Source organism: Limnobacter alexandrii, assembly GCF_005871185.1.
Classification (GTDB): Bacteria; Pseudomonadota; Gammaproteobacteria; order Burkholderiales; family Burkholderiaceae_B; genus Limnobacter; species Limnobacter alexandrii.
The window spans coordinates 1192185-1219179 of the sequence record NZ_SWKN01000006.1; the positions used below are offsets into that span (position 1 = coordinate 1192185).

Consider the following 26995-nt stretch of genomic DNA (forward strand, 5'->3'; position numbering starts at 1 on the left):
TCAGTTTGGCGTAAGTTTTCGCTTTGATACTCGTTCGCAAGCCTAGGCTCGGGAGGGATGTGACCTCGTATTCCGTGCCTGCGGTTAACAACAACCTTAAAAAGGAGACAAGCGATGAGCAACCCAAAGGGCGGTGAAGCCTACTGGAAAGCGACACTCGGCCTGTTGACCAAGATCATGATCGTGTGGTTTTTGGTTTCTTACGGCGCCGGCATTCTGTTTGTTGAGCAACTCAATCAATTCAGCATTGGTGGTTACCCACTGGGCTTCTGGTTTGCACAACAAGGTTCTATCTACACGTTCATCATTCTTATTTTCTACTATGCGAAGAAAATGGGACAGATTGACCGCGAACACGACGTCCACGAAAACTAAGGAGATTGCTGATGGATTTGCAAACAATCACCTACGTGATCGTGGGTTTGAGTTTTGCGCTGTACCTCGGTATTGCGTTTTGGGCTCGTGCTGGCAGCACGGGTGAGTTTTATGTGGCTGGCGGTGGTGTTCACCCCGTGGCCAACGGCATGGCGACTGCGGCGGACTGGATGTCTGCCGCTTCGTTCATTTCAATGGCCGGTCTGATTGCCAACATGGGTTACGGCGGTTCCGTATTCCTGATGGGCTGGACCGGTGGTTATGTGTTGCTGGCGATGTTGCTGGCCCCCTACTTGCGCAAGTTCGGCAAGTTCACGGTACCTCAGTTCATTGGCGATCGTTACTACTCCAACACGGCACGTACAGTGGCTGTGATCTGTTTGCTGGTTGCTTCCATTACTTACGTAATTGGACAGATGACCGGTGTGGGTGTGGCGTTCTCCCGATTCCTGGGCGTGTCTGCTGAAGTAGGTATTTATGTGGGTATGGGTATTGTGTTCATGTACGCTGTGTTTGGCGGCATGAAAGGCATTACCTACACGCAGATCGCACAGTATTGCGTGTTGATCATGGCCTACACCATTCCTGCTATCTTCATTTCCCTGAACCTGACAGGCAATCCTTTGCCACAGCTGGGTCTGGGTTCTGACATGTTGGCCAACGGGCAGCCCATGCTGGCTACCTTGGACAAAGTTGTGACTGACCTTGGCTTTAGCCAATACACCACGACTCCTGCGGGCGGCAGCTACCTGAACACCTTCTTCTACACCGTTAGCTTGATGATTGGTACCGCGGGCCTTCCCCACGTGATCATTCGCTTCTTCACTGTACCTACAGTGGCTGATGCGCGTTCATCTGCCGGTTGGGCACTGGTTTTCATTGCGATTTTGTACACCACAGCACCTGCTGTTGGCGCAATGGCCCGTTACAACCTGCACGCCACGGTCAATACCAGTGTGGCCACAGGCGGCGATTTGTTTGCAGCCGATGCAGCCTTGCCAATTGACCAGAAACCGGCCTGGATGGGTCGCTGGGAAACCACTGGCCTGTTGAAGTTTGAAGACAAGAACGGCGACGGTCGCATTCAGTACTACAACGACAAGTCCAAAGACGAAGCATTCCTGGCCAAAGCAGAAGCTGCTGGCTGGAAAGGCAGTGAAATGACAGTGAACGCCGACATTATGGTGTTGGCCAACCCTGAAATTGCATTGTTGCCCAACTGGGTGATCGCCTTGGTGGCCGCCGGTGGTTTGGCTGCTGCGTTGTCGACTGCGGCTGGTTTGTTGCTGGCGATCTCGTCTGCGGTTTCGCATGACTTGATCAAGGGCGTGTTCAATCCAAGTATTTCTGAAAAGAGCGAATTGCTGGCCGGTAAAATTTCCATGGCCTTCGCGATTGTTCTGGCCGGTTATCTGGGCTTGAACCCACCGGGCTTCGCGGCGGGTACTGTGGCTTTGGCCTTCGGTATTGCGGCATCAAGCCTGTTCCCTGTGATCATGATGGGCATTTTCTCCAAAACCATGAACTCCACAGGCGCCATCGTGGGTATGTTGACTGGCTTGGCAGTTACCCTGTTCTACGTGTTTGCGCACAAGGGTATCTTGTTCGTCAACGGTACGGAGTACCTGCACTTGGTGGGCGGAGCCAACGGCTTCTTCGGCATCACGCCTGAAGCTTTCGGTACCGTGGGTGCAATCTGTAACTTTGTTGTGGCCTACCTGGTCAGCAAAGTAACTGCACCACCACCCGAGCATATTCAGCACCTGGTTGAAGACGTACGTACCCCGCGTGGTGCAGGCGTGGCAACTGGTCACTGATTGATTGTTCAACAATAACCACTGCCTTCACTGAAAGGCAGGGCTTGAGAAGCTTAAAAGCCCGGTGAGAAATCACCGGGCTTTTTATTTTTCTAGAGTAAAACTGTTACTTCCACACTCAAAAAAATGCTCCAATGCTTTGAAATTGAGCCTGTACCCACGGGTGGCTCGCCAATGCAGCAATGAGCAAACCCACCAGTAAAACAATCCCGAAAGGCTTTAGGGGGCTTGTTTTGACTGTGTTTGTTGGTGCAGCTTGCGTGTTGCTTTTGGTGGCTGGTTTGGTCTCGGTTGCTTCCACAGGCAGGCTGTTTTTCACCTTTTCTGGAACAACTTTGCCCAAAAACCACATGGCGGCACTAATCACGACCAGGTCGTCGGTGATGCCAAAAAGCACCAAAAAGTCGGGAATCAGGTCGATGGGGCTGAACAGGTAAAGCACCACCGCCAACATGAAGCCCTTGATCCATTTGGGCGTGTCGGCATGCCGAAAAGCGTGCCACAGCATGCGGCCGTGGTTTTTCAGTGCCTTGAGTTTGGTAAGTATCGGAAAAAAACGTGTGATCATGCGCAGTACTCAACAACTAAAAGAGGATTCATTGTGACCCAAGCACCCTTGATGATCCAGCGTTCATGCCGAATCCCTGTGCCATTGGCAGATTGTTTTGCCATGTACACCCGATTGAAAGCGGACGAGTACATTCACAGCGATGCACTGATTGCGCCGATTACACGTATAGAAATGATTCAGGGCAAATCGTTCAATGAGGTGGGCGATGTACAGCGAATCACCTTCAAGGGCGGTGCGGTGATTGAAGAAGAAGTGCTGGCCTTTGTTCCCAATCGCCAGTTTGTTTACAGGGGTACTGGTTTTAGCCAACCGCTGTTGAACTGGCTTGACCATGCCAAAGGCTCATTTGAATTTGAGAAGGATGGCGACGGCACCCTGGTGACCTGGCGCTATCTGTTTTATCTAAAACCAGGCTTGGGCATTGGGCCCAAGCGAATCGTATTCAAGGCGGTGGTGGTCGACTTGATTTGGCACCGGATGATGACCAAAACATTGGTCAACCTGACCCAAATCATCACACTGCGCGCCTTGCAGACAGGAAAAAAATGATGAATCCATGTATTAAAAACAGCTTGCGTATCGCGGCCGTTTTCAGTTTGATGATGTTGGTTTTCTTGGGCTTCCAGAGTACGGCGCGTGCCCAAACAGTCAGTGGCCAGGAGCCCAATATTTGCGTCTTTGACTTGCTCGGTGCCAAAGGGCCAATTTTTGGTTTGGCTCAGGAATATGCACTTGAAGGTCGAAAAAACGGCTACGGCTTTAAACCTGTGGTGTACACCAATGAATCGGTTGCAGCCAAAGACTTTGAAATTGGTGTGTGCGATGGCCTTGTGGCCACAGGCATTCGAACCCGCAAGTACAACAGCTTCACCGGCAGTCTCGATGCCGTAGGTGGTTTGCCCAATTACGATGCAGTGCTGCTGGCCTTGAAGTCAATGGGCAGCCCCCAGCTGCAAAGCGTGATGCAACAGAGTGACTTTGAGGTGGGTGGTGTATTGCCCTTCGGCACCGCCTATGTGTTTGTGCGTGACCGTGAAATCAATTCACTGGCCAAAGCCGCAGGCAAGCGTGTGGCAGCGTTGTCGCACGATGAATCCCAGCGCAGGCTGATTGAACAGGTTGGAGCCCAACCCGTGGCCGCCGATGTCTCGAATTATGGCTCCATGTTCAACAATGGCGCCGTGGATATTATTGTGGCGCCGTCCATTGCCTATTCACCCCTGGAGCTGTACAAAGGCCTTGGCAAGCGCGGTGCAATTATTCAGTTGCCTGTGGCCATGGTCACCTACCAAATCATTTTGCGGAAGTCGAAGTTTCAGCCAGGTTCAGGGCAGAAATTGCGGGCTTTTGTGGCGCAGGAAATGCCCAAGGCTTTGGACGCGGTAAAGAAGATTGACCGTCAGATTCCTGACAAAGCCTGGCTGAAAATGACCGATGCCGACAAGGTGGAATACACCACCATGATGCGCGAAGCCCGCATCAGCCTGAGCAAAGATGGCGTGTACGATGGTTGCGCCATGCGCTTGCTGAAAAAAGTGCGGTGCTCAATTGATGGCAAAGCCTCGGAATGCAGTCTGCCAGAGGGCTACACCGTGCCTAAAAGTTGCCCTATACAGCCCATGTAATCGGGTGTTGTATTAACCAATGACCACCGGGGCGTCCGGAAGCTCGTTCTTGCCGCCCCCGTCGTGAGGAAAGTGTTCTATCAATTTCTCGCTCACGGCTTCAATTCCGCGAATTGCACCCTCGGCGTAATGCCCAGCGGCAAATTCAGCCTGAATGGTGCGGCACAGTGCTTCCCAGTATTGGCTGCCCACTTTGTGATGAATTCCCCGATCAGCCACTATTTCAATGGCGTGGTCGGCCAACAGCACATAAATCAGCACGCCGTTGTTCAACTCGGTGTCCCAGACATGCAATTCACTGAACACCTCAATGGCGCGTTCGCGAGGTGTTTGGTGTTGCAACAGTGGTCGAAGTTCAAGCGAACTTTCCACGGCGAATCGAATTTCTCCGGAGTGCTTTGTTTCGCTGGCCTTGATGGTTTGTGCAATGCATTCCAGCTGCGTCGGTGAGAAAATTTGCCGCACGTGACGCTCAGCTGTCATCAGGTGTTTCAGAATGCGTTGGGTGCTCATGCTTACCACCTTCCCGAGGCACCACCGCCTCCAAAACCGCCGCCGCCACCACTGAAGCCACCACCCCCGCCAAAGCCACCGCCGCCGCGGCTGAATCCGCCACGGCCACCACCAATGCCGCCCACTGAGTTGCCAAACAAGGTTAGTAATGCAGCCGCCGCTGCTGCAAGCAGTGCAAAAATAACAGCGCCGGCAAAAAGCCAGGCCACCACAAACACCAATCCACCAGTGGCCACGGCGGCTGGCAGTTTTCCGATGGCTTTGCGCAAAAATCCACCAATGAACAGGGTTCCCATGAACAGCAGTGGTGCAATGTCTTCAATGGTGCTGGAGGAACGGGTTGTGCCAGTGGCAACGGGGGCGGGCAAGGGTTCGCCTTCAATCACCTTGATTATTTGATCCACGCCAGCCGCTACACCGCCCGCAAAGTCGCCCTGGCGAAACTGCGGCACAATAATTTCATCAATAATGCGTTTCGAGGTGAGGTCCGTGAGTGCACCCTCCAAGCCGTAACCAACCTCAATACGCAGGGCCCTGTCTTGAAGGGCCACAACCAGAATGGCGCCATCGTCTGTATTCTTGCGACCAATTTTCCAGTTTTCGGCAACCCGCAATGCATATTGTTCAATGGTTTCAGGCTGCGTGGTTTGAACAAGCAGCACAGCAATCTGGCTGCCTTTCGTCGCTTCAAATGCCTGTAGTTTTTGAATTAATGCAGCTTGCTGTTCCGGGCTTAGCGTACCCGTTGTGTCCACCACCTGTGCGGTAAGCGGTGGAACAGGCACTTCTTGTGCCCACAGCAAGCCCGGCGCAAAAAGCAAAATTGTGCATAGCCAGAATTGACTGAAGAGATTGCGCAGGCCGACCATCACTTGGTACCGAAGTCCACAGTGGGTGGGCGTGATATTTCAGCTTCGTTTTCAACGGTGAAGTTGGGTTTTACTGCATAGCCCATCACCATGGCAGTCAGGTTGTTGGGGAAAGATCGAACCGTGACGTTGTAGTCCTGAACCGATTTGATGTAGCGATTGCGTGCCACCGTAATCCGGTTTTCAGTTCCTTCAAGCTGTGTTTGCAAATCCCTGAAGCCCTGATTGGCCTTCAGGTTGGGGTAGTTCTCAGTAATCAGCAACAAGCGCGACAAGGCACCGCTGAGTTCACCCTGCGCCTGCTGAAATTTGTTGAAGGCTTCCGGGTCGTTGATCAATTCGGGCGTGGCTTGGATGGATGTGGCTTTCGAACGTGCCTCAACCACTTGAGTCAGCGTTTCCTGCTCAAAGTTGGCCTCGGCTTTCACCACGTTCACCAGGTTGGGCACCAGGTCGGCCCTGCGCTGGTATTGGTTCAACACCTCGGCCCATGCTGCTTTCACTTGTTCATCCGTGGTTTGAATGGTGTTGTAACCGCAGCCGCTGAGAACCAGCGCGAACATCAGAGTGAGCAGAGAGAAAACGCGATTCATTGGAAGGCTCCTTGGTGGGTGGTTGCCTGATTGTGCAATTAAAAAAGCCCATGGTGCAACAGCAGCATGGGCTTAGTTTTAAAAATATGATTTGGTTTACTTTTTCATCATCTCGAAAAACTCTGCGTTGTTCTTGGTCTGACGAATCTTGTCCATCAGGAATTCCATCGCAGCGATTTCGTCCATGTCGTGCAGCAGGCGGCGCAGCACCCAAATCTTTTGCAGCAAATCGGGCTTGATCAACAATTCTTCGCGACGTGTGGAAGAGCGGTTGATGTTGATGGCTGGGTACACACGCTTTTCCGCCATGCGGCGTTCCATGTGGATTTCCATGTTGCCGGTGCCCTTGAATTCTTCGTAAATCACTTCATCCATGCGGCTACCAGTGTCGACCAGTGCAGTCGCGATGATGGTCAGTGAACCACCTTCTTCAATGTTACGGGCAGCACCAAAGAAACGCTTGGGGCGGTGCAACGCGTTGGCGTCTACACCACCGGTGAGCACCTTGCCGGAAGAGGGCACCACGGTGTTGTAAGCACGAGCCAGGCGGGTAATCGAGTCGAGCAGAATAACCACGTCGCGTTTGTGCTCAACCAGGCGCTTGGCCTTTTCAATCACCATTTCAGCCACTTGCACGTGGCGGGTTGCCGGTTCGTCGAATGTGGAGGCAATCACTTCGCCACGCACTGAACGCATCATTTCTGTCACTTCTTCGGGACGTTCGTCGATCAGCAACACGATCAAGGTGATGTCGGGGTGGTTGGCTGTAATGGCGTGCGCAATGTGCTGCAGCATGACGGTTTTACCCGACTTGGGTGGCGCCACCAGCAAGCCACGCTGGCCTTTGCCAATTGGGGCCACCAGGTCGATGATACGGCCGGTGTTGTTTTCTTCACCGCGCATGTCGCGTTCCAGCTTCAAAGGCTGGTTGGGGTGCAGCGGGGTCAGGTTTTCAAACAGAATTTTGTGCTTGCTGGCCTCGGGCGCTTCGCCGTTGACCTTGTCTACTTTCACCAGCGCGAAGTAACGCTCGCCGTCTTTCGGGGTGCGCACCTCACCTTCAATGCTGTCACCCGTGTGCAGGTTGAAACGGCGAATCTGGCTGGGGGAAATGTAAATGTCGTCCGGGCTGGCCAAGTACGATGTTTCGGGCGAGCGCAGGAAGCCAAAGCCGTCGGGCAGCACTTCGAGCACACCATCACCAAAAATTTGCTCGCCGTTTTTGGCGCGTTTCTTCAGGATGGCGAACATCAATTCCTGTTTGCGCATGCGGTTGGCATTTTCAATTTCAAGGCCACCAGCCACTTCAAGCAGGGCAGAGACGTGTTGCGTTTTTAGTTCAGATAGATACATGTTTGGCTATTTGTGTAGGTGGCGAACGCCGCGAGGTAAACAGGTTAACGAAGGGTGGGGGTTTTGCTGCAGTGAGGGGGTTCGATGCCCGGCACATGCCGGGCTACTCAATCAATATTGTATTACAGGTGGCTGTCGATAAAGGCGGCCAACTGTGATTTGGACAGGGCACCCACTTTCGTGGCCACCACGGCACCATTCTTGAACAACATCAAGGTTGGAATGCCGCGAATGCCATATTTGGCAGGCGTTTCAGAATTCTCGTCCACGTTCATCTTGGCGATTTGCAGCTTGCCTTTGTATTCCGAGGACAAATCATCAAGAATCGGCGCGATCATTTTACAAGGGCCACACCATTCAGCCCAGTAATCCACCAGCACAGGGCCGTCGGTTTTCAAAACATCGCTGTCGAAAGATGCGTCACTGACGTGTTTGATCAGGTCACTGCTCATTTAAATCCTCAAGTGGGTAATTGCTTTGGAGGGTGTTCACAAAGCGGATCCGGGTGATTAAAGCACACGCGCAGACCATGAAAGTTCTTCATTTAAGAAAATGCTATTCTGAATGGTACAGCGAAATCGAACTGAAACACAAACCCGCGCTCGTTTTAATCGACTTAACAACACATACACGTTTTGACCCAACACCCTGTCTCCGTTGATTCTTCTTACGCCAACCCGTTCGCGGCGGCATTTGAGTGGCTAAGCCAAGCGGGCTTGGACGCCAGTCAGGTGTTGTGGGTCATGCCCCGAATCGAGACTGTGGGCAGCTTCAAGCGGCACTGGGCGCAACACCACACAGGCGCAGCCACACTGGGGCCGTGGGTTCAAACCGCTGACCGGTTAAGCCAACCTGCCGCCATGGGCCCCTGGCTGGCCCTGCAAGCTGACCTGGTTGGTGTGCTGCGTGAATTGCCCTTGCTGGGGGGCGGTTCATCGCCTTCGCAATTGTGGGGTTTGGCTCAGGAATACCTGGAGCTGGCCTTGCGACAGGTGTTGGTGCAAAAACGCAACACAAGTGCGCTTGCAACCTACTCCGAGAACAACACTTTTGCTGCCGAAGAGACCCAGGTGGTGGCAACCTTGGCACAAACTTACGCGGCCGAGTTAATGGACCTGTTGCCAAAACCAGCCGAACCCCGGGGCAAGCCGCCCGTGCAGGTGGTGTGGTTTGATGACGGCGAAACCGTGCCAGGCCTTTGGCTGGATCTGTTTTACCCCGAAGTGCCAGTGCAGGTGTTCAAACTTCCAGTCATTGAGGGTCCCCAGCCCTGGCAAATCTTAGGCATGAAGCGTTTCAACACCCAGGTCAGCCCGGTGGTGTTGCAGGTGGCACCCGACGAAACCACGCAGGCCCAGCAAGCCGCACATCAAATTCTGGAATGGCTGCGCGCAGACCCCACCACTGAAATTGCTGTGGCTGTGCTTGATCGCCTGGCGGCGCGCCGCATGGTGGGGTTGTTGGCGGACATGGGCGTGTTGGTGGATGACCGCACTGGTTGGCGTTTGTCCACATCGAATGTGGCGGGCTGGTTCGACCACTTGTTGCAACAGTTTGTAGAGCATGGCCAGCTCACCACCATTGCCCAACCTTTTAGTGGCCTTCCAATTGAGCATCTTGAGCCTTGGGCTTTCGGTAAAACAGGCGGCCGTTACACGCTGGCGCAATGGGCAACTGCTTTTCTGGCCCTGTTTGAAAAGCATGGTTTGGATACAGCTTTGCAGCCGGATGAGGCGGGGCAACAATTGTTGACCGTGCTGGGGTTGATGCGGCAAGTGCCTGCCCACACTGAATTTGATGTGCAGGAATTTGTAGCTGCCTGGCGCAGTTGGGCTGAATCGCAACGTTTTCGCCCTTTGGACATTGAAAGCCCGGTGCGCATGGTGCCCTTGTTGAGCACGCGGATGCGGCAGTTCAAGCGCGTGTTGGTGTTGGGTTGTGCGCAGTCGCATTTTCAGGAAAGCCCGCCCGGTTTGTTGCCACCCGCTGTGGCGCAGGAATTGGGTTTTCCGGGGCCTCGTCTGGCGCGCATTCAAAAAATAGCTGCACTGTATGAACTGCTGTTGCACAGCAATGAAATAACCTTGGTGCACAGCGCGCAAGTGGCGGGCAAACCTGAAATGTTGTTGCCTGAACTGACCTGGCTGGACATTGTGTTGCGAGACCCTGCAAGCCTTGCCCAGCCGTGGTCGGGCAAATGGTACCGCGCGCCTTCCAGCCTTGAAATTGAAGTGCGGGAAGCGCCCGAACAAGCCTTGCAATTGACCGCTTTGAGCGACTCGGCATCCATGCCCGATTCACTGCGGGTGACCGCGCTGGATGACTGGGTGGCGTGTCGTCTTCGCTTTGGCTTGAAGCATGCCTTGCCTTGGCCGCCGCAGCGTGATGAGGGTGCCATGCGCTATGAACAACTGCGCGGTATTTTTGTGCACAAAGTGCTTGAGAAAACTGCGCAGCACATGGCCTTGCCTGGAAAGGCTGTGAATGAATTGCAGGTGTGGAAAGAGACATTGCTGAATCAGGCCGAGTTGGTGTGGAGCAAGATGGAGCTACCAGACCAAGCCATGGTTTATCCCTTCCTGAAATTTTTTGACCAAATTGTGCCGCGCCTGGCTGGCAAATTGATGGAGCGTCAAATTCAGGGTTGGCAATTCAAGAGTGCAGAGCAGCAGCTAAGCCACACCTTGGTGCTTCAACCCAGCGGTGTGTCGCTGGAACTGAAAGGCCGAATCGATCGGCTTGACACACGCGGCGATGCACTGGCCATATCCGACATCAAATTCACCAACCCCACGGTGTTGAAAAAAAGATTGTCGGAACCCTTAAGCCAACCTCAACTGCCCGCCTACCAGGCCATGTTGAATAGTCCCAGTGCGCAACTGGATTTCCTGGGGCTGCACAAGGACAAGGTGGACTGGGTCAGTTTTCCACCCTTGAGCGATGAGTATCGTGAGCAGGGGTTTCAGTCGTGGGGCGAGGTGTTGCTCAGTGAATTAAGCTGTGAATTGAATTCGTTTTTTGAAGGCAAGGCAGTGTGGCAAGCCAACCCGGGTGATGCCTGTGAATACTGCGCAGTGCGTGGCGTGTGCAGACCAGAAACTCACCCCACATTCAACGAGGCCATGGCAGGCGAGGAGGGTGGCGATGAGTGATTCATCCACCAACTTCACCGCGATTGCCTGCAAGCCTGCCAATAGTGTGGTGGTTGAAGCGTGCGCAGGCAGCGGAAAAACCTGGTTACTCACTGCACGCCTGTTTCGCTTGTTGCTTGACGGTGCGCGACCCGATCAAATTCTGGCCATCACTTTTACACGCAAGGCTGCGCAGGAAATGCAGGAACGTCTGTTTGGTTTGTTGCGTGACTGCGCCTTGTTCAGTGATGACAAACTAAGCGATTTGTTGCTAGAGCGCGGTGCCGTCGCCAGTGAAGCAAACCTGAAAAAAGCACGCGCACTGGCTGGCGAAGTGTTGACCAATTCGCGCGGTGTAACGATTGACACCTTTCACGGCTGGTTTGCATCGTTGTGTCAAATGGCGCCGTTGGCCAGTGGTTTTTCAAGACAAAGCGAACCCACGGATCAAACCCTGTTCTGGATGGACAAGGCCATTGATGTATTCACCGCCAATTTGCTGAATGATCAATCGGAATTGCTGCCAGCCTTTGACACCCTGGCTTCGCAAATGGACCGTGCCGTGGTGCGCCAAGTGTTGCAGCATGCGCTGACCAATCGCGTAGCCTGCAGCCTGTGGTTGAACAACAGTGAAGCGCCGCCTTTGAGCATGGTGTTTGGTATTGATGAGGGCGAGTCGTGGCCTGTCGAGGTGTTGAACAATCGACATTATTTGGACCAATGGCAACAGGCTGCACGCTGGTTGGCTTTGGGCACTGCCAAGCAACAAGGCAATGCCGTGGAAATTGAAAAAGCGTTGGGCACTTTGCAAGAAGGTGGCGATGCCGGGCATGTGTTTGATCTGTTGAAAGCAGTTTGTTTGACCTCCAAAGAAGAGCCCAGCAAAACCTTCAGCAAACCCACAGCAGGGCAACTGAAGGCGGGGTTAGATGAAACGGAATATGTGCAAACCCTCGAGGGTTTGGCCCTGCAAACTGCACAGGCTTTGCAACTTGAAAAAGACCAGCTCGACATGCAGGCCACAGCCGCTTTGGCGCAATTGATTGAGCCTTTGTTTGACACCTACAAATCAATCAAGCTTGAGCAAGGTTTGTGCGATTTCGATGACCTTGAAGCCACCGCACTGCGTATGTTGATGAATGATGATCAGCGAGCCTACATGCAGCAGAAACTGGACACGCGCGTTCGCCATTTGTTGGTCGATGAATTTCAAGACACCAACCCGGTGCAGTGGAACATTCTGAAACTGTGGTTGCAGGATTACAGTGGCGACGACAAGCCCAGCGTTTTTTTGGTGGGCGATCCCAAGCAATCGATTTACCGTTTTCGCCGTGCTGAAGCACGATTGTTCAACCACGCGCGTACCTGGTTGGTTGTCAATTTTGCAGCCAAAACTTTGGAATCGGATTCGACACGGCGTTGTGCGCAGTCTGTGGTTGATGTGGTCAACCACGTATTTGAGTCGGGGCAAACCCGGGGGCAAACTGCCTTTCGCGCGCACACCAGTTTGGCCGGAGATGGCGAGTCTAGGCTGAGCGGTTTGAATGTTTACCCCAAGCTGCTGAATGAAGATGAAGGCCCTGATGAAGCACAGCGCGTGGTGCACACCCTGCAACAGTGGTTGACGAACGGCAGTATCAAGAATTTGAGTCAGGTGATGGTGCTGGTGCGTGCTCACAAAAGCGGTGTGCCCCTGATGGCCGCTTTGCGTGAAGCCGGTTTGGCCTACACCATCAAAGACAAAGGCGAGCGCTACACCTCGCAGGTGTGGGCGGACACCATTGCGCTTTTGGGCTTTTTGAACGACCCGCATGCGAACTTGCACCTGTTGCAACTGTTGCGTTGCCCCCTCATTGGGCTTTCTTCCGCGCAGTTTCAAACGTTGATTGGCGCGGGCCAATCAACCCAGACCACTACGGTGTGGCGCACGCTAGATGTGTTGGCTAAACAGGGTGAAACGCCTTGGGCTAACTTACACGCGCAGTTGTCCGAATGGCTGCGCATGGCGCGTGCACTGCCCTTGTTTGAAACCCTGTCGAAGGTGGTGAATGATACAAAGGCATCCGAAAAATATTTGAATTCGGCTTCACCGCGCCAGCGGGTCATGATGGCCGAGCACTGGGATTGGTTGAAGGCTTGGGCCTTGGGTTTGAACAAAGGCCGTTTTCCGAGTTTGCAGCAGGCCTTCGATGAGGCGGTGAAGTTGCAAACCTACGCCAGTTCAGACAGCGAAGGTGCTGCCAACAACCCCGATGTGTTGCGCATCATGACCGTGCATTCTGCCAAGGGCCTGGAGGCTGATCATGTGTGGCTGTTCGATGCCAATTCATCGCCCAAACCCGGTGGCAGCAATGCGGGTTTGCTGATTGATTGGGCCTTGGGTGAATCGCATCCCAACTCAGTCACGGTGATGGGCAATTTGAGCAACCCAAGCCCGGGCCGTGCCGCCGCCCAAACCATTGAACAGCAAGCCTACGCCGACGAAGAAGATCACTTGTTGTATGTGGCGCTGACCCGCGCCCGGTATTCCATTCATATGAGCGGCAGTGAAAAACGCGGGGCCAGCAAGGGTTGGTATGAACGTTTGCTGCCTTTTGCCACGCAGGTGCATGACACATGGCCAATGACTGAAAGCGCCGCGCACACCACCGTGTCGGAGCCCGCACAAATTGAACTGGCTGGTTTGTTTGATCCACCCGCAGTGTGGGTTCGCCCACAGTTTCCGGTGCTGAACGCATTGAATGCGCCGGTGGGCAAGGTGGTACCTCGCATTACCTCGCCTGAGTTGCGCAAAGGCACCGCCTGGCATGCTGCGCTTGAATGGGTGGATGAACTGCATGAGGTGCCATTCGACACATGGTGGGCACGGGTGCAGGTGCGCTGCGAGGCGGTATTTCGGCCCTTGCGGGACGATGAATTGCAGCATGTGCAGCAAGCTTGCCAATTGCTGGTGAACAAAACCGATTTGCAGCCCTGGTTGCAGGGGGCGAAGGCCAGCAACAACCGGGTGTTCAATGAACTGGAGTGGGTGTTGGGCGATGGTCGATCTTTGCGGGCCGACCGGGTGCTTGGCTTGCCCGATCGTTTTCTGGTACTGGACTACAAATGGGCCGTTAATTCGGACAATTTACAGGGCTATACCCAGCAAGTGCTTGAATACGTGGGTTTAGTTGACATGACGCTGAACAAGGGCGAAAAGCCGGCCCCTACACAAGCTGCACTGATTGACCGGCACGGCGAAGTTCACTGGCTCACTTCGGTGTAGAATTCAACCTGGCGGGCCTCCCCGCATGGCGTAGCGGCCAACCTGGTCAGGTCCGGAAGGAAGCAGCCACAACCGTGAAGTCAGTGCCGGGGTTCTGGCTCGCCTCTTAATTTGTTGGACCCAACTGCTGGACCCAATCTGAATGAATCAAACCGTATCTCAGGCTTTGGCACGAAAATGGCGACCGCGAGACTTTGATTCGCTGGTGGGCCAAGCCCATGTGGTCAAAGCGCTTTCCCATGCGCTTGATAATCAACGCCTCCATCACGCCTATTTGTTTACCGGCACTCGGGGTGTGGGTAAAACCACCATTGCCCGAATTTTGGCTCGCGCCGTGAATTGCGAGCAAGGCATTAGCCGCACACCTTGTGGCAAGTGCCAGGCCTGCGTCGAGATCAGCCAGGGCCGTTTTGTCGATTTGCTGGAAGTGGATGCGGCCACCAACACCCGTGTGGATGAAATGCGCGCCCTGCTTGAAAACGCCATGTACGCGCCCACGGCTGGCCGCTACAAGGTGTATGTCATCGACGAAGTGCACATGCTGTCCACCAGCGCGTTCAATGCCATGCTGAAAACGCTGGAAGAGCCGCCGGGCCATGTGTTGTTTATTTTGGCCACCACCGATCCCCAAAAAATTCCGGCCACGGTGTTGTCGCGTTGTCTGCAATTTGCCTTGCGCCAATTGCCACCCGACCAGCTTGCAGACCACTTGGCCCACATTCTTTCTGAAGAACAAATCGCTTTTGAGCCCGGCGCTTTGCGCCTGCTGGCCAAGGCCGCGCGCGGCAGTGTGCGCGATGCGCTTTCTTTGACTGACCAGGCCATTGCCTATAGTGCAGGCCATGTGGGCGAGGAAACCGTACGAACCATGCTGGGCGCAGTCGACCAGCAAGTGGTGCATCAACTGCTGCAAGCCTTGGCCCAAGGTGATGGCAAAGCCCTTCTGGAGTTGAGCAATGCGCTGGCCACAGCCAGTGCACCTTTTGGTGCCATTCTTGACGAACTGGCCGCCATTGCCTACCGGCTTTCTGTTGCGCACTTTGCGGGTGGGCTTGATGCCGATGATCCTGACCAGGCGGCACTACAAAACTTGCAAGGTGCTTTCGGTGCAGAAGATTTGCAACTGATTTACCAAATTGCCACGCATGCTCGCGCTGAATTGCATTTGGCCCCTGAGGAGTCCATCGGGTTTTCCATGGCGCTGGTGCGCATGCTGGCCTTCAAGCCGGGTGGGCAAGGCGCAGTTAGTCGCACCATGCCCTTGGCTCCAGCTTCTGTAAAAGCAACGGTGCCCCTGCCTGTGGCCAAGCCTACCGCTTTGCCTTCAGTGCCTGTTACGCCGGTCGCGCCTGTTGCCGCATCGCCCGCACCCAAAGCTGCGCCTGCCCCCGTTGCAGATGAATTCGATGAATCACCGCCTTGGGACACAGCCGATGATTTGCCCGTGGCCCAATCGCAAGCATCCAAGCCAGCGCCGGTTCAATCCGCCAGCGGCGATTTGCCCAGTGCAGCCAACTGGCCACAAGTTTCTCAGGAAGTGCCGGCCAAGGGCTTGACCCGCCAAGCGCTGGTGCAGGCCGAGCTGGTTGAAGCCAGTCGCGAGGGCGATGTGCTCCAAATTGTGTTGCGCACAGCGATCAAGGCTTACACTGAACCTACCATGGTGACTCGTCTGGAAAGTGCGTTGGGCCAGTACTATGGAAGCACTGTGCGTTTGCAAATGCAGTTCGGCGAAGCGCAGCAAACCGCGCATGCGGTGCAAAGCGAAACCCGCAGGCAAGCCCTTGAGGGGGCCAAGCAGGCTTTGCAGGAAGATCCGTTTTTAAAAGACATTCAGAACTTGATGGGTGCAACCGTGGTCTCAGGTTCTGAACGCACGCTGAGCAACACGGGCCCAGCCGACATTTGACAGGAGAGAATTCGAGATGAACATGATGAAAGGCCAACTGGCCGGCTTGATGAAACAAGCGCAGCAGATGCAAGACAAAATGGCCAAAATGCAGGCCGAGATTGGTGCCTTGGAAGTAGAGGGACAATCAGGCGGTGGCATGGTGAAAGTAGTGATGACCTGCAAGCACGACTGCAAGCGCATCAACATTGACCCATCGCTGTTGGGCGAAGACAAAGACATGCTGGAAGACCTGGTGGCTGCTGCGTTCAATGACGCGGTGCGCAAGGCTGAAGCCACGATGACTGAGAAAATGTCTTCAGTCACCGCTGGTTTCCCCATGCCTCCCGGCTTCAAAATGCCATTCTGATACTCACCCATGAGCCGTTCCGCGTTTGACGCCTTCGATGGCCTCGACCCCTTGGTTGATCTGGTGCAGGCGCTGAAACGCTTGCCCGGAGTGGGGCCAAAGTCGGCGCAGCGCCTGGCTTTTCACTTGCTCCAAAACGATCGTCAGGCTGCAACCGCTTTGGGCGAATCGCTGTTGAAAGCGGTGGCAGAAATTCGCCACTGCAGCATGTGCAACAACTTTTGCCATGCCGATGTGTGTTCCATTTGCAGTGACACCCGCCGCAACCCTGGTTTGCTGTGTGTGGTTGAAACACCAGCCGATTTGGCTGCCATTGAAGCCACCCAAACCTATCGCGGTTATTACTACGTGTTGATGGGCCGAGCCTCGCCACTGGATGGTGTTCGCCCCGAGTCGCTGGACTGGCCCAAGCTAAGCCAACGCCTTGACGACAGCGAGGTGAAAGAAGTGATTCTGGCCACCAACTTCACCAATGAAGGCGAGGCCACTGCCGTGTTTCTTACTGACCGCATTCGCCGCATGGCACTGAAGGTGAGTCGCCTTGCCCGTGGTGTGCCAATTGGTGGGGAACTTGAATACACCGACCCCAGCACCGTGGCGCGGGCTTTGTTGGACCGTCGCCAGTTGGGTTCTGACCCGGAATAATTACACCTTCTTGCTTGTTGCCATGACGAACCAATCTGAGCAATCTACACCCACCAACAACGGTCCATTGACGGGCATCCGCGTGCTCGAGTTGGGCTCACTAATTGCAGGGCCTTTTGCCAGCCGAATGCTGGGTGAATTTGGCGCGGAAGTGATCAAGGTTGAAACGCCCGGCACCGGTGACCCCATTCGCAAATGGCGTGTGCTGCACGAAGGCAATTCATTGTGGTGGGCTGTGCAGGCCCGCAACAAAAAATCGATCACGCTGAATTTGAAAGCCGAAGAAGGCCTTGCCGTATTGCGCAAGCTGATTGAAAGTGCCGACATGCTGGTGGAAAACTTTCGGCCAGGTCAACTTGAAAAATGGGGCTTAAGCCCTGAGCAACTTCAGTCCTTGAACCCCGGCCTGATTGTGGTGCGCTTGAGTGGCTATGGGCAAACCGGCCCCTACAAAGACCGCCCGGGTTTCGGTGCCATTGCGGAATCGATTGGGGGCATGCGGTTTTTAAGTGGTGACACCGATCGCCCACCTGTGCGAGTGGGCGTTTCAATTGGCGATTCTTTGGCTGGTTTGCATGCAGTCATCGGTGCGCTGATGGCTTTGCAGCACCGCCACAAAACAGGCAAGGGCCAAGTGGTGGATGTGGCGCTGTATGAGTCGGTGTTCAACATGATGGAGAGCTTGCTGCCCGAATATGATTTTGCGGGCGTGGTACGAAAGCGTTCAGGCGCCAGTTTGCCGGGCATTGTGCCGTCGAACACTTACACCTGCGGCTGTGGTGGATTCATCGTGATTGGTGGCAATGGCGATGCCATTTTCAAGCGTTTGATGGTGGCGATTGGTCGAAGCGATTTTGCAGAAAACCCCGACATGGCCAGCAACGATGGCCGGGTTCGCCACACTGAATTGATTGACGACACCATTGCCCAATGGTGCAAGCAACGCAGCATTGACGAGGCACTAGAAGTGCTTGAACAAGCGGATGTGCCGGTCAGCAAAATTTACAGCATTGAAGACATTGTGCGCGACCCACAGTTTGCCGCGCGCGGCATGATCGAAGAACATGCTTTTGGCGAAGACCGCACCTTGAGGGTGCCGGGCATTGTGCCCAAGTTAAGTGATACCCCGGGGCAAACCCGTTGGTTGGGGCCCAAGCTGGGTGAGCACAATGCGCAGGTGTTGGCGGGGCTCGGTTATTCGGCTGAAGAGATTCAGCGCATGGCAGCTGATGGGGTTATTTAAGCAACAACCCGTCCAGTGTCATCGAGTCTTTCACAAACGCCCGAATACCTTCGGCCAGTTTCTCGGTGCCCATGGCATCAGCATTCAATTCAAAACGAAACGCCGCTTCGCCATCCGGGAAAGTTTCGCGCGTTTGGCCAAGCGCCCATTCAGGGGTCAATTCCACGTTTAAGGCCATGTCATCGGCTTTCAGCTCGGCCAGCAGTTCTGGGCTGATAGTCAGCAGGTCGCAGCCCGCCAGTGCCTTGATTTGCCCTGCATTGCGAAAGCTTGCGCCCATCACTTCAGTGCGAATGCCGTTTTGTTTGTAATAGGCATAAATGCGCCGCACGGATTTCACACCTGGGTCGTTCACCCCCGCATTGGCTGCCTCATCCCAAGTGCTGCCTGCCGATTTTTTGTACCAGTCGTAAATTCGGCCAACGAAAGGCGAAATCAGTTGGACACCGGCCTGCGCGCAGGCATGTGCCTGAATGGGTGAAAACAGCAAAGTGAGATTACAGTGAATGCCTTCGGCTTCCAGCGCTTTTGCAGCCTGAATGCCTTCCCAAGTTGATGCAATTTTGATCAACAGGCGCTTTTCGGTGTCAATGCCTTCGGCTTTGTACAGGGACACAATGCGTTTGGCGCGGGCAATGGTGGCCTCGGTGTCGAAGCTTAGCCGTGCATCCACTTCAGTGGAAACTCGACCTGGAATGATTTTCAGAATTTCAGTGCCAAACGTAACCAGCAGGCGATCCGTTTGCAGTTCAAGCGGCTCATGGCCGTATTTGACCTTGATTTGTTCAAGCAAAGGCAAGTACTGCGGTTTTTGAACAGCCTTTAGAATCAGTGACGGATTGGTGGTGGCGTCTTGGGGCAGAAAGGCTGCAATGGTTTGAAAGTCGCCTGTGTCGGCCACTACGGTGGTGGCTTGTTTCAGTTGTTCTAATGCGTTGTTCATGTCTTGATGGTGGTGAAAATTCAACGAAGTACAACCCAGTATAGGGGTTTAAGGCATTTATTTGATGAATGAAATAGTATCCTTTAAGCAGGAATTAAAAAAAACACAACAAACGATGAGTATCCGCCATGTATTCTGAACAAGAACTTGAACAACAACCCTTGATTGATTTTGATCAGTGGGGACGTTTGGAAAATGAACTGGGGCTTGAAATGCTTCAGGAGTTTGCGCAGGAGTTTTTCGAGGAAACCCGGGAAATCTGGTTCGCCGAAGGTTTTGATCCTTTTTCAATGGAAGAGAAGGCCTTTAAATCGATGGCTCATCGAAGTGCCGGTGCAGCAGGCACCATCGGTTTCAAAAAACTGCGGTTTGTTTTTCTGTGTATGGAACACAATCCATTGGGTGAGGAAACCAAGCAGTATTTGTCTGCGATGAGTGCTATTTTTCAATCAACCCAGGACTGGGTGCAAAGCAAGTAATCAACCATGCAATATTCTTCCGCGCGGCCTTGGGCCATACTCGGTCTTTCCATCAGTCTGGGTGCATTGGCTGCGGCACTGTTTCTTCAAATCAGCAAAGAATGGTTTCCGTGCCCGCTGTGTATTATTCAGCGCTATGCCTACATGGCAACCGCTTTGGGGTTTTTGGGCATTGGTTTGACCACCAGAAAAAGTATGTGGTCAGCCCTGTTTGTGATAGTCACGCTGACGGGTTTTTTGGCGGGTGCCGGCGTGGCGTTTTACCACGTCTGGGTGTTGGCCAATCCCGCGCAAACCTGTGGGGTCGATCCACTTCAGAACACTTTGAATGCCTTGCCGTGGGCGCAATATTGGCCCGACATGTTTGTTGCAGATGGATTGTGCACCGATGAGTTTCCACCCCTGTGGGGTTTGTCATTGCCCATGTGGAGCGGGCTTGGTTTTCTGGCGCAAGGTGTGGTGTTGTTGCTGACCGTTCGTGGTCGTCAATACGTTAAAGGCTCATGGTAATGGGGTTGGCCAGGGTCACCCAGTTCTGGGTACTTTGGCTGACCAGCTGTTTTCTTTCCAGGGTTTCCATATAGCCCAGCAAGGCGCCCAGGGCGTCCATGGCTTGCGGGTTTTTGCTCTGCCTGACCGCATGCAAAATAACAGCCAATGCGTCATCCAGATTGGCATCATTGTCCTGTAAGGGAGCAGCCATTTGGAGTTCAACGGTTTCCGGAAAACGGAAGTCGTGCTTGGGTGTGGCTTGCAGTTGTATGGTTTGCATGGTGATGAACCTGTATCTGACTTGTTCCAAGAATCTCACCTTTGCTGTTTCAGACACTTTTCGAATAAAGCACTTTTTTTGATCCAGTTCAGCAGATCCCCGAAGTGGACTGCACCGATTGGGCGATCTTCCTTTTGACGGCCCGGACGTTATCAACAGGACGAACAGGAGTATGCCCATGTTGATCAATATTTCAGATGTCCAGGTGGTGCAACCTTTGTTGCAGCGAAAGTCACTGTCACCGGAGCATTTGTACCTTTCATCCGGCAAGCAATTCAGCCCGGGCAACCATGCCGCCGGGGAAAGTCTTGTGGCGCTTGAAACTGAACTCAGTCAGTCCACCCTTCTTTATCTTCAAGCCCAGGATTTGTTCGAAGAACTGGATTGCTGTTACAAGGTGCTGTCAAAGGCGTTGATGGATGAGGAGCCCGAGACCTTTGTCGAGGTGCTGGAGGAGTTGGCCGCGCGCTTCAGGCACATGGCCATTCATCATTTCGATTTGGCCTATGCCTATTTGGCCTGGCACACCGCCGATGACTACCCGGTGATGCACCACATGCTGGTGGCCTTGACCCTGTTTCGGGTGGGGCTGTGCAGCAATCGTTTTTCTGACGAGGCGTTGAATTCGCACCTCAAAGCGGCCTTGACCATGAACATCAGCATGCTGACTTTGCAGGCTCGCTTGCGGGCGCAAACAGAACCGCTTTCGAGAGATCAACGCGAAACCATTCGCAAGCATCCCGAACAAAGTGCGAACAAACTGAAATTGCTGGGCGTCAAGGATGAGGTCTGGATTGAATCGGTGCGCATGCACCATGAGCTGCCCGATGGCTCGGGTTATCCCAACCAGCTGCCCAACAACAATGAGGGCTCAGTGTTGTTGGGGGTTTGTGATTCTTTCAATGCAAGAATGGCCCAGCGTGACTACCGCAGTAATTTTACGGCCGAGCAGGCTGTGAAGGATCTGTTTTCCCATGCTGATCCCTTGTACAGCAGCTTCACTGCCATCATTCTGGAAGAGTTGGGCATTTACCCGGCGGGCAGCCTGGTGCAACTGACAGGCAGTGAAATTGGCTGCAGCTTGATTCGGGGTGAAACCGCGATTAGCCCGGTGGTGCTTGTGTTCCGGAATTTGCGCACACCGGGCCCGGGCGCTGCGTTGGTGGACACTTCCTCCGATGGAAACAAGGTGCGCAATGCCTTGCCCAGGCGAGATTTGGGCAAACTGCCAAGTCTGCTGGAATTGCTGTCCAAGGTGGTTTAGTGCAAATCGTACTCTGGCAATTGCAGGCTGGCGATGGTTTGGTTGCCCACGCGGTTCAAGTGCAGCTTGATGTGGTGGCGTGACGCAATGCGCTCGGCCGTGGCCAGGCCAATGCCTTCACCCTCGAATTCGTCGTTGCCGTGCATGCGGTGAAACAGCTGAAATTTCTGGGCATCGTGTGTGTCTGAAAACCCCACGCCGTTGTCGATAATTTCAAGGGTGCCCGGGCTGCTTTGCCGAATGGTGATTTTGGGCGATTCAACGGGTCTGGAAAATTTCACGGCATTGTCGATGAGTTCTTTGAATGCTTTCATCATCATGGCTTTGTCAAAACGCCATTTGCCATGTACCTGAATTTCAATTGGCACCGGTGAAAAGTCAAAATGCTCGTTGACCACCTGAACCAGTGTTTCATTCAGGTCGTGAAGTTGAACATTCAATGGGCACACACCCAAGCGCAAATATTCAATCAAGGCATCGAGAAGTACGCCCATGCGCTTGCCGTTGCGGCGAATTTCTTCCAGTGATTTGCTGGCCTCGGGCGGTGCATTCTCGCCCAGGTCATCGGCCAGGAAAAATGAATAGGCATCAATTGCACGCAACGGTGCCCGGAAATCATGGGCAATGGTGCCGGACAACCAGTTCAACTGGCTGAGCAAATCGTTGTTCTCTTTCAGTTGTCGCTGGGTTTCAATGTCCACACTTTGGTTCAGTTGACCCAGCGATTCCTTCAGGCTGTCGATTTCGGATTGCTTGGCGAGCAGCGCCTGCTCATGAGCGCTTTGCTTTTCCTTGAGTTGCTCGCGCGCCAATGCTTGCTGGCGCTTCATCTCGCTGCGCAGTTTGCTTGACAAAGATTCTAGCGCGGCCTGTTTGGCACGCAGGTCATTCAACTCGATTTCTTGGTTTTTGGCCTGCTCAGGTGTCAATAGCCGTTGGCCGGTGACAAAAGACAGCAATTTGAGCAGCAGGCGCAGCACGTGAAAATTTAGTTGGTCTTGATGGTTGAAACTTGAGACACCGGTGCTTTCTGGTCTTTGGCACCAATCGAATCGGAGTAGGCGCGGTAGGCTTTGCCTGCCGATTCCGCCCTGTAGGCTTCGACTTCTCCGCGATTAATGCCCTCGGCCTGTTCTTTCAGCCATGTGCGGGTACTTAAGCCGGTTTCGGCATCGGTGGTACCCGAAATGGCGTTTGAGCCTTGATTCGTGTTGCCGGTTTCCTGTGCGCTGGCCAGCAAGGGGGCTGCGCTGATCAAGGCAGCCAATATCCAGGGAGTGCTTGAGTTCATTGGGTGTTTCCTTTGGCGTCAAAACGCCTTTTGATGGAATTGGCTTGCGACATCACTTGGTTGCGGGTGTTGTCAGACCACTGTAGCCGGTCTGCGATGTCCATGGCCATATTGAAGTCGTCAAACACCAAGCCCCACAGGGCAAGATTGGCCATGATTTTCGAATCGCCACTGGCCAACTGATTGGCTTTCATCAGTGTGTTGTACGCGGGTTCTTTCTGGCCTTCGAGCAGATAAACAAGGCCGAGGTCGGAGTAGGCATTGATGTTCAAGGGGTCGGCTTGAACGGATTTCTCCAGCCGGACAGCTGCGGATTTCAGGTCGCCGCGCTCAATGGCCACTTTGCCCAAGCCATACCAGATTGGACCGTTCTTCTGTTGCCCTTGCCCACTGAGCAACGATTTGTAAACCAGTTCAGCCTGGTCCAGCTGGCTGGTTTTGCGCAGTGAATCGGCGCGCAACTGCTTGCTTTGCCGGTCCGCTCCCCATTTCTGGTCATAAGCATCCAGGTGGGCCAATGCTGCGTAGGCGTTGTCTTGTTCAATCATGGTTTGAACAAGTTTCAGGTGCAGGTTTTTCTCGCGTTCAGCACGTGCTTTTTTTGTTTCTTCGTCTTCGCGGTCAAGTTCTTTGCGTTCGGCTTCAATCAGCGCATCCTGTGTGGGGCTGGTCGCGCTGATATTCGGCACGCCGGGTGTTGTTGCCGGGTCCGCTGGGGGTGTTTGCCCATTGGGTGCCTGCTGTGGCGTTGCACAGGCAAGCAAGATGAGGGGCAATGCCAACATGGCAAATTGCCGATAAAATTGCCCTGAAGTTACACGACTGCTTAACACGCTTTAGCCTCCGACCCGTTCAAATGCACGAATAATGGAGATGATACCGGGGCCGCCCGTCATGATCAGCAGGGCCGGCAGCATGGTAATCACCATCACACCGGTCAGTTTAACAGTCAGCTTGCCCATTGTTTCTTTGGCATTGGCTCTTTCTTTCTCAACCAGTCGATCTGAAAACTGTTTCAGGGGTTCCTGAACGGCACCACCAAATTTCTCAATCTGCTCCAGAACCTGCACAAATGATTTGAATTCGTCGCTGGAATACATGCTGCTCATTCGTTTCAGCATGACAATCCATGGCACACCAGACTTCACCTGGGCGCGCGATCTGCGCAGCATGCGCCCGGTGATGGGTACAAGATCGTACAGCTGCGAGGTCATGACTTCGATGGACTGGTCGACGCTGAGGCCCACACCCTGCAACAGGCGCATCACATCGACCACAGCAACCAGTTCGCGCTCGAACGCGGCTTCCCGGCCTTCGCCAACCGCCTTCAGGTACCACTTGGGCGCCATGAAGCCGATGCCTGTCACGGCAACCACTTGAATCATGGAGATGGGGCCAAAACCGGCGTCCCAGTTCAAGAAAAGTCCAATGGCCAAGCCGAGCAGCGCAAGCGCAATTCGCATCAGTACAAAGCGGCTCAGGTCCTCTTCACGTCCAAAGCCAGCCCGTCCCAGTAGTTTTTTGTCCTCGTCTTCAACAAAGTAGGTGAATGCCTTGGTTTTGCTGAACTGTTCTCCAAGCCGTTCGATTCTTCCGGTCAGTACGCTGGTGGGCACCTGGTTGCGCACCGCGGCAGAACTTTGAACCCGGCGACGCAGTTCGGTGTACTCATCAATTCGGGCCAGTGCTTTTTCTTTGCGGCTGCTTTGGCTTAACAAGCTCCAGGCCAAGCCGATAAAACCCAGGCCCAGCAGGAAGATTCCAATCGCCAAAAATGTGTTCATGTCCATGGTGGCGCGCCCTTAAATACTCTTGACCATGCGATAGATGATCGCAGCGCCAGCGATTTGCAGAATACCCGCGACAAACAACAGCATGCGGCCCGTGTCGTCATTCCACATGGTGCCCAGGTAAGCCGGGTTCAATGTCAAAATGATTCCGGCCAGCGCCGGTGTTAAGCAGCACATGAACACCGCCGACATGCGAGCCTCCGATGACATCGCAAGCATTTCCTGATGGTGTTGTTCGCGGTCGCGCAGGTATTGCGCCAAACGGCCCAGCAAAATATCGCTTTTGCCGCCGTAGTTCAGCGCCAGCGCCACCACAGAGGCAATCAGTTTGAACTCGGACAATCCATACACACGCGCCAGGCGATGCATGGCCTGGTCCAGTTCAAGGCCGGCATACTGCATTTGAACGGCCAGCCCCAACGCTTCTTTCAGGGGTTGTTCGGCATTTTCCAGCGCAGTGTTGAACGACACGGTGAGGCTGTAACCCACCGCACTCACACGCACCACGCCGTCCAGAAAGTTGGGCAACTGGCTGAGCATTTGCAGCCGCCGTTTGCGTTGCCGGTAAAGGATGTATGCAGCGATCGCCAGCAAAGCAAGAATGAGTGCACCAGCGGCACTGGCTGCGCCGCGAAACACGAACGCTGCAAGGGCCGGGATCAGCAGGATCATGGCCACACGGATGCCCAAGGCGCGGTCAATCGTCAAACCCGCTGAGATCAGGCTGTCGGTGATCCACTGTGGAATGTATTTTTTTCGAAGCGGATCTTTCTCGAGCGCCAGTGGGTCTCGGGATTTGCTCAACGCCACATCCAGGCGGCTTTCCGCCAGTTTGCGGTTTTGTTCTTCAGCCCCCCGGCTCATCAGCAGCAGGGCCAGAGAAATGAATACCAAGGCAGCGGCGATCAGTCCGAATGTCATGTCAGGCGAATGTGCGAGATTTTCGGGTTTTTGGGGTAGGGCACCACGGGCACCCAGTTGTCCAGTTCCTGGCCGTCGGGGCCGAGTCGGCTTTCATGGCGGTACAGGTCTTGCAACAAAATATTGTCGTCCACAATACCAGCCACTTCCGTGATGCTGTAAATGCGGCGCTTGCCCGACGGCAGACGAACAATTTGAACAATCAAATCAAGCGCCGAGGCGATTTGCCGGCGCAAACTCATTTCATTGCCGGTGAAGCCGGCAAAGCCCGACAGCATTTCAAGGCGATGCAGGCAATCTCGTGGCGTTGAGGCGTGAATGGTACCCATGGAACCATCGTGACCCGTGCTCATGGCCTGCAGCATGTCCAATACTTCCGCACCACGCACCTCACCCACCACTACACGGTCGGGACGCATGCGCAGGCTGTTTTTAACCAGGTCGCGAATTGAAATGGCGCCCGCGCCTTCATGACCACCCGGGCGGCTTTCAAGGCGTACCACGTGGTGGTGGTTCAGTTGCAATTCTGCAGTGTCTTCAATCGTAATCAAACGTTCGCCAGGCGGAATGAATTCAGCCAGTACGTTCAGCATGGATGTTTTGCCGGTGGATGTTGCGCCGCTGACCACAAGGTTGCAGCGTTTGCGAACAGCCTCTTGCATCAATTCGTACACCCGCGAATCGAAGGTGCCCAAACCCATCAGGTCTTCCGCACGCAGGGGGGTGCTTCTGAACTTACGGATGGACACCACCACGCCATCGCGGGCCAGTGGGGAAATGATCACGTTGATCCGGCTGCCATCGGGCAGGCGGGCGTCCACCATGGGGCTGGATTCATCGAGCCGGCGACCCAGTGGCGCCAGAATGCGGCGAACGATACGCAAAAGGTGGGCATTGTCCACGAAGCGGGCCTGAACGCGTTCCATGCGGCCCATTTTGGACACGTAAACGTCCTTGTAGCCGTTGATCATCACGTCTTCAACATTGGGATCGGCCAGCAGGTCTTCCAGCGGGCCAAAGCCTGCAATTTCCTTGTACAGCGAGTCGGCCACGAAGGCCACCTCGGAATCGTTCAGCGGAATCTGTTTGCCATAAATCAGGCTCTGCACTTCACCTTGAATGAATTTCTCAAGGGCGCTGTTGTCCATTTTGGCAAAGGTGGCGCCTTTCTTTTCAATGATGGCCAAAATATGCTCATGGGCCATTTCCTTCACATCGGCCAGCACCGAAGAGTCCATTTCGCTGACTTTCACGGTGGCGAATTGCAAGTCCTCAGC

General features: G+C 54.1%; 27 protein-coding genes and 1 other RNA gene. 14 read left to right on the plus strand and 14 right to left on the minus strand.

Annotated elements, in window-relative coordinates:
* Window positions 1-114: 114 nt before the first annotated feature.
* Together FCS97_RS05910 and FCS97_RS05915 are read left to right on the plus strand one after the other, a co-directional pair.
* Complete coding sequence (locus FCS97_RS05910; protein WP_008250202.1) at window positions 115-375, plus strand: DUF4212 domain-containing protein; 261 nt, start codon at window positions 115-117, stop codon at window positions 373-375.
* Window positions 376-386: 11 nt separating this feature from the next.
* Window positions 387-2192, plus strand: coding sequence for a sodium:solute symporter family protein (locus FCS97_RS05915; RefSeq protein WP_138517443.1), 1806 nt, complete (start codon window positions 387-389; stop codon window positions 2190-2192).
* Window positions 2193-2310: 118 nt separating this feature from the next.
* Here FCS97_RS05915 and FCS97_RS05920 read toward each other — a convergent pair whose 3' ends face one another.
* The gene (locus tag FCS97_RS05920) at window positions 2311-2760 is read right to left on the minus strand and encodes a YkvA family protein (protein WP_138517445.1); all 450 of its coding nucleotides are present in this window, start codon (window positions 2758-2760) and stop codon (window positions 2311-2313) included.
* A 33-nt stretch (window positions 2761-2793) separates the two neighbouring features.
* On the opposite strand from FCS97_RS05920, the gene FCS97_RS05925 reads away from it, so the two are divergent.
* Together FCS97_RS05925 and FCS97_RS05930 are read left to right on the plus strand one after the other, a co-directional pair.
* Entirely contained in the window at window positions 2794-3312 is a 519-nt protein-coding gene (locus FCS97_RS05925) for an SRPBCC family protein (RefSeq protein ID WP_171035186.1), read from the plus strand.
* The gene (locus FCS97_RS05930; RefSeq protein WP_138517448.1) at window positions 3312-4388 is read left to right on the plus strand and encodes a putative solute-binding protein; all 1077 of its coding nucleotides are present in this window, start codon (window positions 3312-3314) and stop codon (window positions 4386-4388) included. The genes FCS97_RS05925 and FCS97_RS05930 overlap by 1 nt, the downstream gene beginning before the upstream one ends.
* Window positions 4389-4400: 12 nt before the next feature.
* On the opposite strand, the gene FCS97_RS05935 is transcribed toward FCS97_RS05930, so the two are convergent.
* From FCS97_RS05935 to trxA, 5 genes are all read right to left on the minus strand, one after another.
* Window positions 4401-4901: a TPM domain-containing protein gene (locus FCS97_RS05935; protein WP_138517450.1), complete on the minus strand. Its 501-nt coding sequence runs from the start codon at window positions 4899-4901 to the stop codon at window positions 4401-4403.
* 2 nt (window positions 4902-4903) lie between these two features.
* Window positions 4904-5770 carry a TPM domain-containing protein gene (locus FCS97_RS05940; protein WP_138517808.1) on the minus strand — a complete coding sequence of 289 codons (867 nt, stop codon included), beginning with the start codon at window positions 5768-5770 and terminating at the stop codon, window positions 4904-4906.
* Window positions 5770-6363 carry a LemA family protein gene (locus FCS97_RS05945; protein WP_138517452.1) on the minus strand — a complete coding sequence of 198 codons (594 nt, stop codon included), beginning with the start codon at window positions 6361-6363 and terminating at the stop codon, window positions 5770-5772. The genes FCS97_RS05940 and FCS97_RS05945 overlap by 1 nt, the downstream gene beginning before the upstream one ends.
* 96 nt (window positions 6364-6459) lie before the next feature.
* Window positions 6460-7716, minus strand: a complete 1257-nt coding sequence (rho, locus tag FCS97_RS05950) for a transcription termination factor Rho (protein WP_008250210.1) — start codon at window positions 7714-7716, stop codon at window positions 6460-6462.
* A 122-nt stretch (window positions 7717-7838) separates the two neighbouring features.
* A complete protein-coding gene (gene trxA, locus FCS97_RS05955) occupies window positions 7839-8168 on the minus strand; it encodes a thioredoxin TrxA (protein WP_138517455.1) in 330 nt (109 codons plus the stop codon).
* 183 nt (window positions 8169-8351) lie between these two features.
* Between trxA and FCS97_RS05960 the strand changes: the two genes are divergently transcribed.
* From FCS97_RS05960 to FCS97_RS05990, 7 genes are all read left to right on the plus strand, one after another.
* Complete coding sequence (locus tag FCS97_RS05960) at window positions 8352-10868, plus strand: PD-(D/E)XK nuclease family protein (RefSeq protein ID WP_138517457.1); 2517 nt, start codon at window positions 8352-8354, stop codon at window positions 10866-10868.
* Complete coding sequence (locus FCS97_RS05965; RefSeq protein ID WP_212746438.1) at window positions 10861-14112, plus strand: UvrD-helicase domain-containing protein; 3252 nt, start codon at window positions 10861-10863, stop codon at window positions 14110-14112. Before FCS97_RS05960 ends, FCS97_RS05965 begins: the two co-directional genes overlap by 8 nt.
* A gap of 10 nt (window positions 14113-14122) precedes the next feature.
* An RNA gene (gene ffs, locus FCS97_RS05970) (signal recognition particle sRNA small type) lies at window positions 14123-14219 on the plus strand.
* Window positions 14220-14254: 35 nt separating this feature from the next.
* A complete protein-coding gene (gene dnaX / locus FCS97_RS05975) occupies window positions 14255-16021 on the plus strand; it encodes a DNA polymerase III subunit gamma/tau (protein WP_138517461.1) in 1767 nt (588 codons plus the stop codon).
* A 22-nt stretch (window positions 16022-16043) separates the two neighbouring features.
* A complete protein-coding gene (locus FCS97_RS05980; RefSeq protein WP_246066073.1) occupies window positions 16044-16370 on the plus strand; it encodes a YbaB/EbfC family nucleoid-associated protein in 327 nt (108 codons plus the stop codon).
* Between the two features lie 9 nt (window positions 16371-16379).
* A complete protein-coding gene (gene recR / locus FCS97_RS05985; RefSeq protein WP_008250216.1) occupies window positions 16380-17015 on the plus strand; it encodes a recombination mediator RecR in 636 nt (211 codons plus the stop codon).
* Window positions 17016-17037: 22 nt separating this feature from the next.
* Window positions 17038-18258: a CaiB/BaiF CoA transferase family protein gene (locus FCS97_RS05990; RefSeq protein WP_138517465.1), complete on the plus strand. Its 1221-nt coding sequence runs from the start codon at window positions 17038-17040 to the stop codon at window positions 18256-18258.
* Here the strand turns inward: FCS97_RS05990 and tal are convergent.
* Window positions 18251-19201, minus strand: a complete 951-nt coding sequence (gene tal / locus FCS97_RS05995) for a transaldolase (protein WP_138517468.1) — start codon at window positions 19199-19201, stop codon at window positions 18251-18253. The two genes, FCS97_RS05990 and tal, sit on opposite strands and share 8 nt — an antisense overlap.
* 128 nt (window positions 19202-19329) lie before the next feature.
* Here tal and FCS97_RS06000 point away from each other — a divergent pair, with 128 nt between their 5' ends.
* Together FCS97_RS06000 and FCS97_RS06005 are read left to right on the plus strand one after the other, a co-directional pair.
* Complete coding sequence (locus tag FCS97_RS06000) at window positions 19330-19680, plus strand: hypothetical protein (RefSeq protein ID WP_138517470.1); 351 nt, start codon at window positions 19330-19332, stop codon at window positions 19678-19680.
* Between the two features lie 6 nt (window positions 19681-19686).
* Entirely contained in the window at window positions 19687-20190 is a 504-nt protein-coding gene (locus tag FCS97_RS06005; RefSeq protein ID WP_138517472.1) for a disulfide bond formation protein B, read from the plus strand.
* Here FCS97_RS06005 and FCS97_RS06010 read toward each other — a convergent pair.
* The gene (locus FCS97_RS06010; protein WP_138517474.1) at window positions 20174-20482 is read right to left on the minus strand and encodes a hypothetical protein; all 309 of its coding nucleotides are present in this window, start codon (window positions 20480-20482) and stop codon (window positions 20174-20176) included. The two genes, FCS97_RS06005 and FCS97_RS06010, sit on opposite strands and share 17 nt — an antisense overlap.
* A gap of 148 nt (window positions 20483-20630) precedes the next feature.
* On the opposite strand from FCS97_RS06010, the gene FCS97_RS06015 reads away from it, so the two are divergent.
* A complete protein-coding gene (locus FCS97_RS06015; protein WP_138517476.1) occupies window positions 20631-21716 on the plus strand; it encodes an HD-GYP domain-containing protein in 1086 nt (361 codons plus the stop codon).
* Here the strand turns inward: FCS97_RS06015 and FCS97_RS06020 are convergent.
* Genes FCS97_RS06020 through FCS97_RS06045 form a run of 6 tightly spaced genes read right to left on the minus strand, consistent with a single transcriptional unit; the run spans window position 21713 to window position 26956 of the window.
* Window positions 21713-22675: a sensor histidine kinase gene (locus tag FCS97_RS06020; RefSeq protein ID WP_138517478.1), complete on the minus strand. Its 963-nt coding sequence runs from the start codon at window positions 22673-22675 to the stop codon at window positions 21713-21715. The genes FCS97_RS06015 and FCS97_RS06020 overlap by 4 nt on opposite strands.
* A 29-nt stretch (window positions 22676-22704) precedes the next feature.
* Window positions 22705-23007, minus strand: a complete 303-nt coding sequence (locus FCS97_RS06025) for a hypothetical protein (protein ID WP_138517480.1) — start codon at window positions 23005-23007, stop codon at window positions 22705-22707.
* The gene (locus FCS97_RS06030; RefSeq protein ID WP_138517482.1) at window positions 23004-23792 is read right to left on the minus strand and encodes a tetratricopeptide repeat protein; all 789 of its coding nucleotides are present in this window, start codon (window positions 23790-23792) and stop codon (window positions 23004-23006) included. The genes FCS97_RS06025 and FCS97_RS06030 overlap by 4 nt, the downstream gene beginning before the upstream one ends.
* A 51-nt stretch (window positions 23793-23843) precedes the next feature.
* Window positions 23844-24797 carry a type II secretion system F family protein gene (locus tag FCS97_RS06035; RefSeq protein ID WP_138517484.1) on the minus strand — a complete coding sequence of 318 codons (954 nt, stop codon included), beginning with the start codon at window positions 24795-24797 and terminating at the stop codon, window positions 23844-23846.
* A 12-nt stretch (window positions 24798-24809) separates the two neighbouring features.
* Window positions 24810-25718, minus strand: coding sequence for a type II secretion system F family protein (locus FCS97_RS06040; RefSeq protein ID WP_138517486.1), 909 nt, complete (start codon window positions 25716-25718; stop codon window positions 24810-24812).
* A complete protein-coding gene (locus FCS97_RS06045; RefSeq protein ID WP_138517809.1) occupies window positions 25715-26956 on the minus strand; it encodes a TadA family conjugal transfer-associated ATPase in 1242 nt (413 codons plus the stop codon). Before FCS97_RS06045 ends, FCS97_RS06040 begins: the two co-directional genes overlap by 4 nt.
* Between the last annotated feature and the right edge of the window lie 39 nt (window positions 26957-26995).

Excerpts from the sequence above, each read along its gene's own strand:
- FCS97_RS06005 (WP_138517472.1), top strand. The coding sequence starts at position 19,687 with ATGCAATATTCTTCCGCGCGGCCTTGGGCCATACTCGGTCTTTCCATC.
- FCS97_RS05945 (WP_138517452.1), bottom strand. The coding sequence starts at position 6,363 with ATGAATCGCGTTTTCTCTCTGCTCACTCTGATGTTCGCGCTGGTTCTC.
- FCS97_RS05965 (WP_212746438.1), top strand. The coding sequence starts at position 10,861 with ATGAGTGATTCATCCACCAACTTCACCGCGATTGCCTGCAAGCCTGCC.
- FCS97_RS06030 (WP_138517482.1), bottom strand. The coding sequence starts at position 23,792 with ATGTTGGCATTGCCCCTCATCTTGCTTGCCTGTGCAACGCCACAGCAG.
- FCS97_RS05910 (WP_008250202.1), top strand. The coding sequence starts at position 115 with ATGAGCAACCCAAAGGGCGGTGAAGCCTACTGGAAAGCGACACTCGGC.
- FCS97_RS05935 (WP_138517450.1), bottom strand. The coding sequence starts at position 4,901 with ATGAGCACCCAACGCATTCTGAAACACCTGATGACAGCTGAGCGTCAC.
- FCS97_RS06000 (WP_138517470.1), top strand. The coding sequence starts at position 19,330 with ATGTATTCTGAACAAGAACTTGAACAACAACCCTTGATTGATTTTGAT.
- FCS97_RS05930 (WP_138517448.1), top strand. The coding sequence starts at position 3,312 with ATGAATCCATGTATTAAAAACAGCTTGCGTATCGCGGCCGTTTTCAGT.
- rho (WP_008250210.1), bottom strand. The coding sequence starts at position 7,716 with ATGTATCTATCTGAACTAAAAACGCAACACGTCTCTGCCCTGCTTGAA.
- FCS97_RS06045 (WP_138517809.1), bottom strand. The coding sequence starts at position 26,956 with ATGGACTCTTCGGTGCTGGCCGATGTGAAGGAAATGGCCCATGAGCAT.
- FCS97_RS06025 (WP_138517480.1), bottom strand. The coding sequence starts at position 23,007 with ATGAACTCAAGCACTCCCTGGATATTGGCTGCCTTGATCAGCGCAGCC.
- FCS97_RS06015 (WP_138517476.1), top strand. The coding sequence starts at position 20,631 with ATGTTGATCAATATTTCAGATGTCCAGGTGGTGCAACCTTTGTTGCAG.
- FCS97_RS05915 (WP_138517443.1), top strand. The coding sequence starts at position 387 with ATGGATTTGCAAACAATCACCTACGTGATCGTGGGTTTGAGTTTTGCG.
- tal (WP_138517468.1), bottom strand. The coding sequence starts at position 19,201 with ATGAACAACGCATTAGAACAACTGAAACAAGCCACCACCGTAGTGGCC.
- FCS97_RS05940 (WP_138517808.1), bottom strand. The coding sequence starts at position 5,770 with ATGGTCGGCCTGCGCAATCTCTTCAGTCAATTCTGGCTATGCACAATT.
- FCS97_RS05980 (WP_246066073.1), top strand. The coding sequence starts at position 16,044 with ATGATGAAAGGCCAACTGGCCGGCTTGATGAAACAAGCGCAGCAGATG.
- recR (WP_008250216.1), top strand. The coding sequence starts at position 16,380 with ATGAGCCGTTCCGCGTTTGACGCCTTCGATGGCCTCGACCCCTTGGTT.
- dnaX (WP_138517461.1), top strand. The coding sequence starts at position 14,255 with ATGAATCAAACCGTATCTCAGGCTTTGGCACGAAAATGGCGACCGCGA.
- FCS97_RS05990 (WP_138517465.1), top strand. The coding sequence starts at position 17,038 with ATGACGAACCAATCTGAGCAATCTACACCCACCAACAACGGTCCATTG.
- FCS97_RS05920 (WP_138517445.1), bottom strand. The coding sequence starts at position 2,760 with ATGATCACACGTTTTTTTCCGATACTTACCAAACTCAAGGCACTGAAA.
- trxA (WP_138517455.1), bottom strand. The coding sequence starts at position 8,168 with ATGAGCAGTGACCTGATCAAACACGTCAGTGACGCATCTTTCGACAGC.
- FCS97_RS06040 (WP_138517486.1), bottom strand. The coding sequence starts at position 25,718 with ATGACATTCGGACTGATCGCCGCTGCCTTGGTATTCATTTCTCTGGCC.
- FCS97_RS06035 (WP_138517484.1), bottom strand. The coding sequence starts at position 24,797 with ATGGACATGAACACATTTTTGGCGATTGGAATCTTCCTGCTGGGCCTG.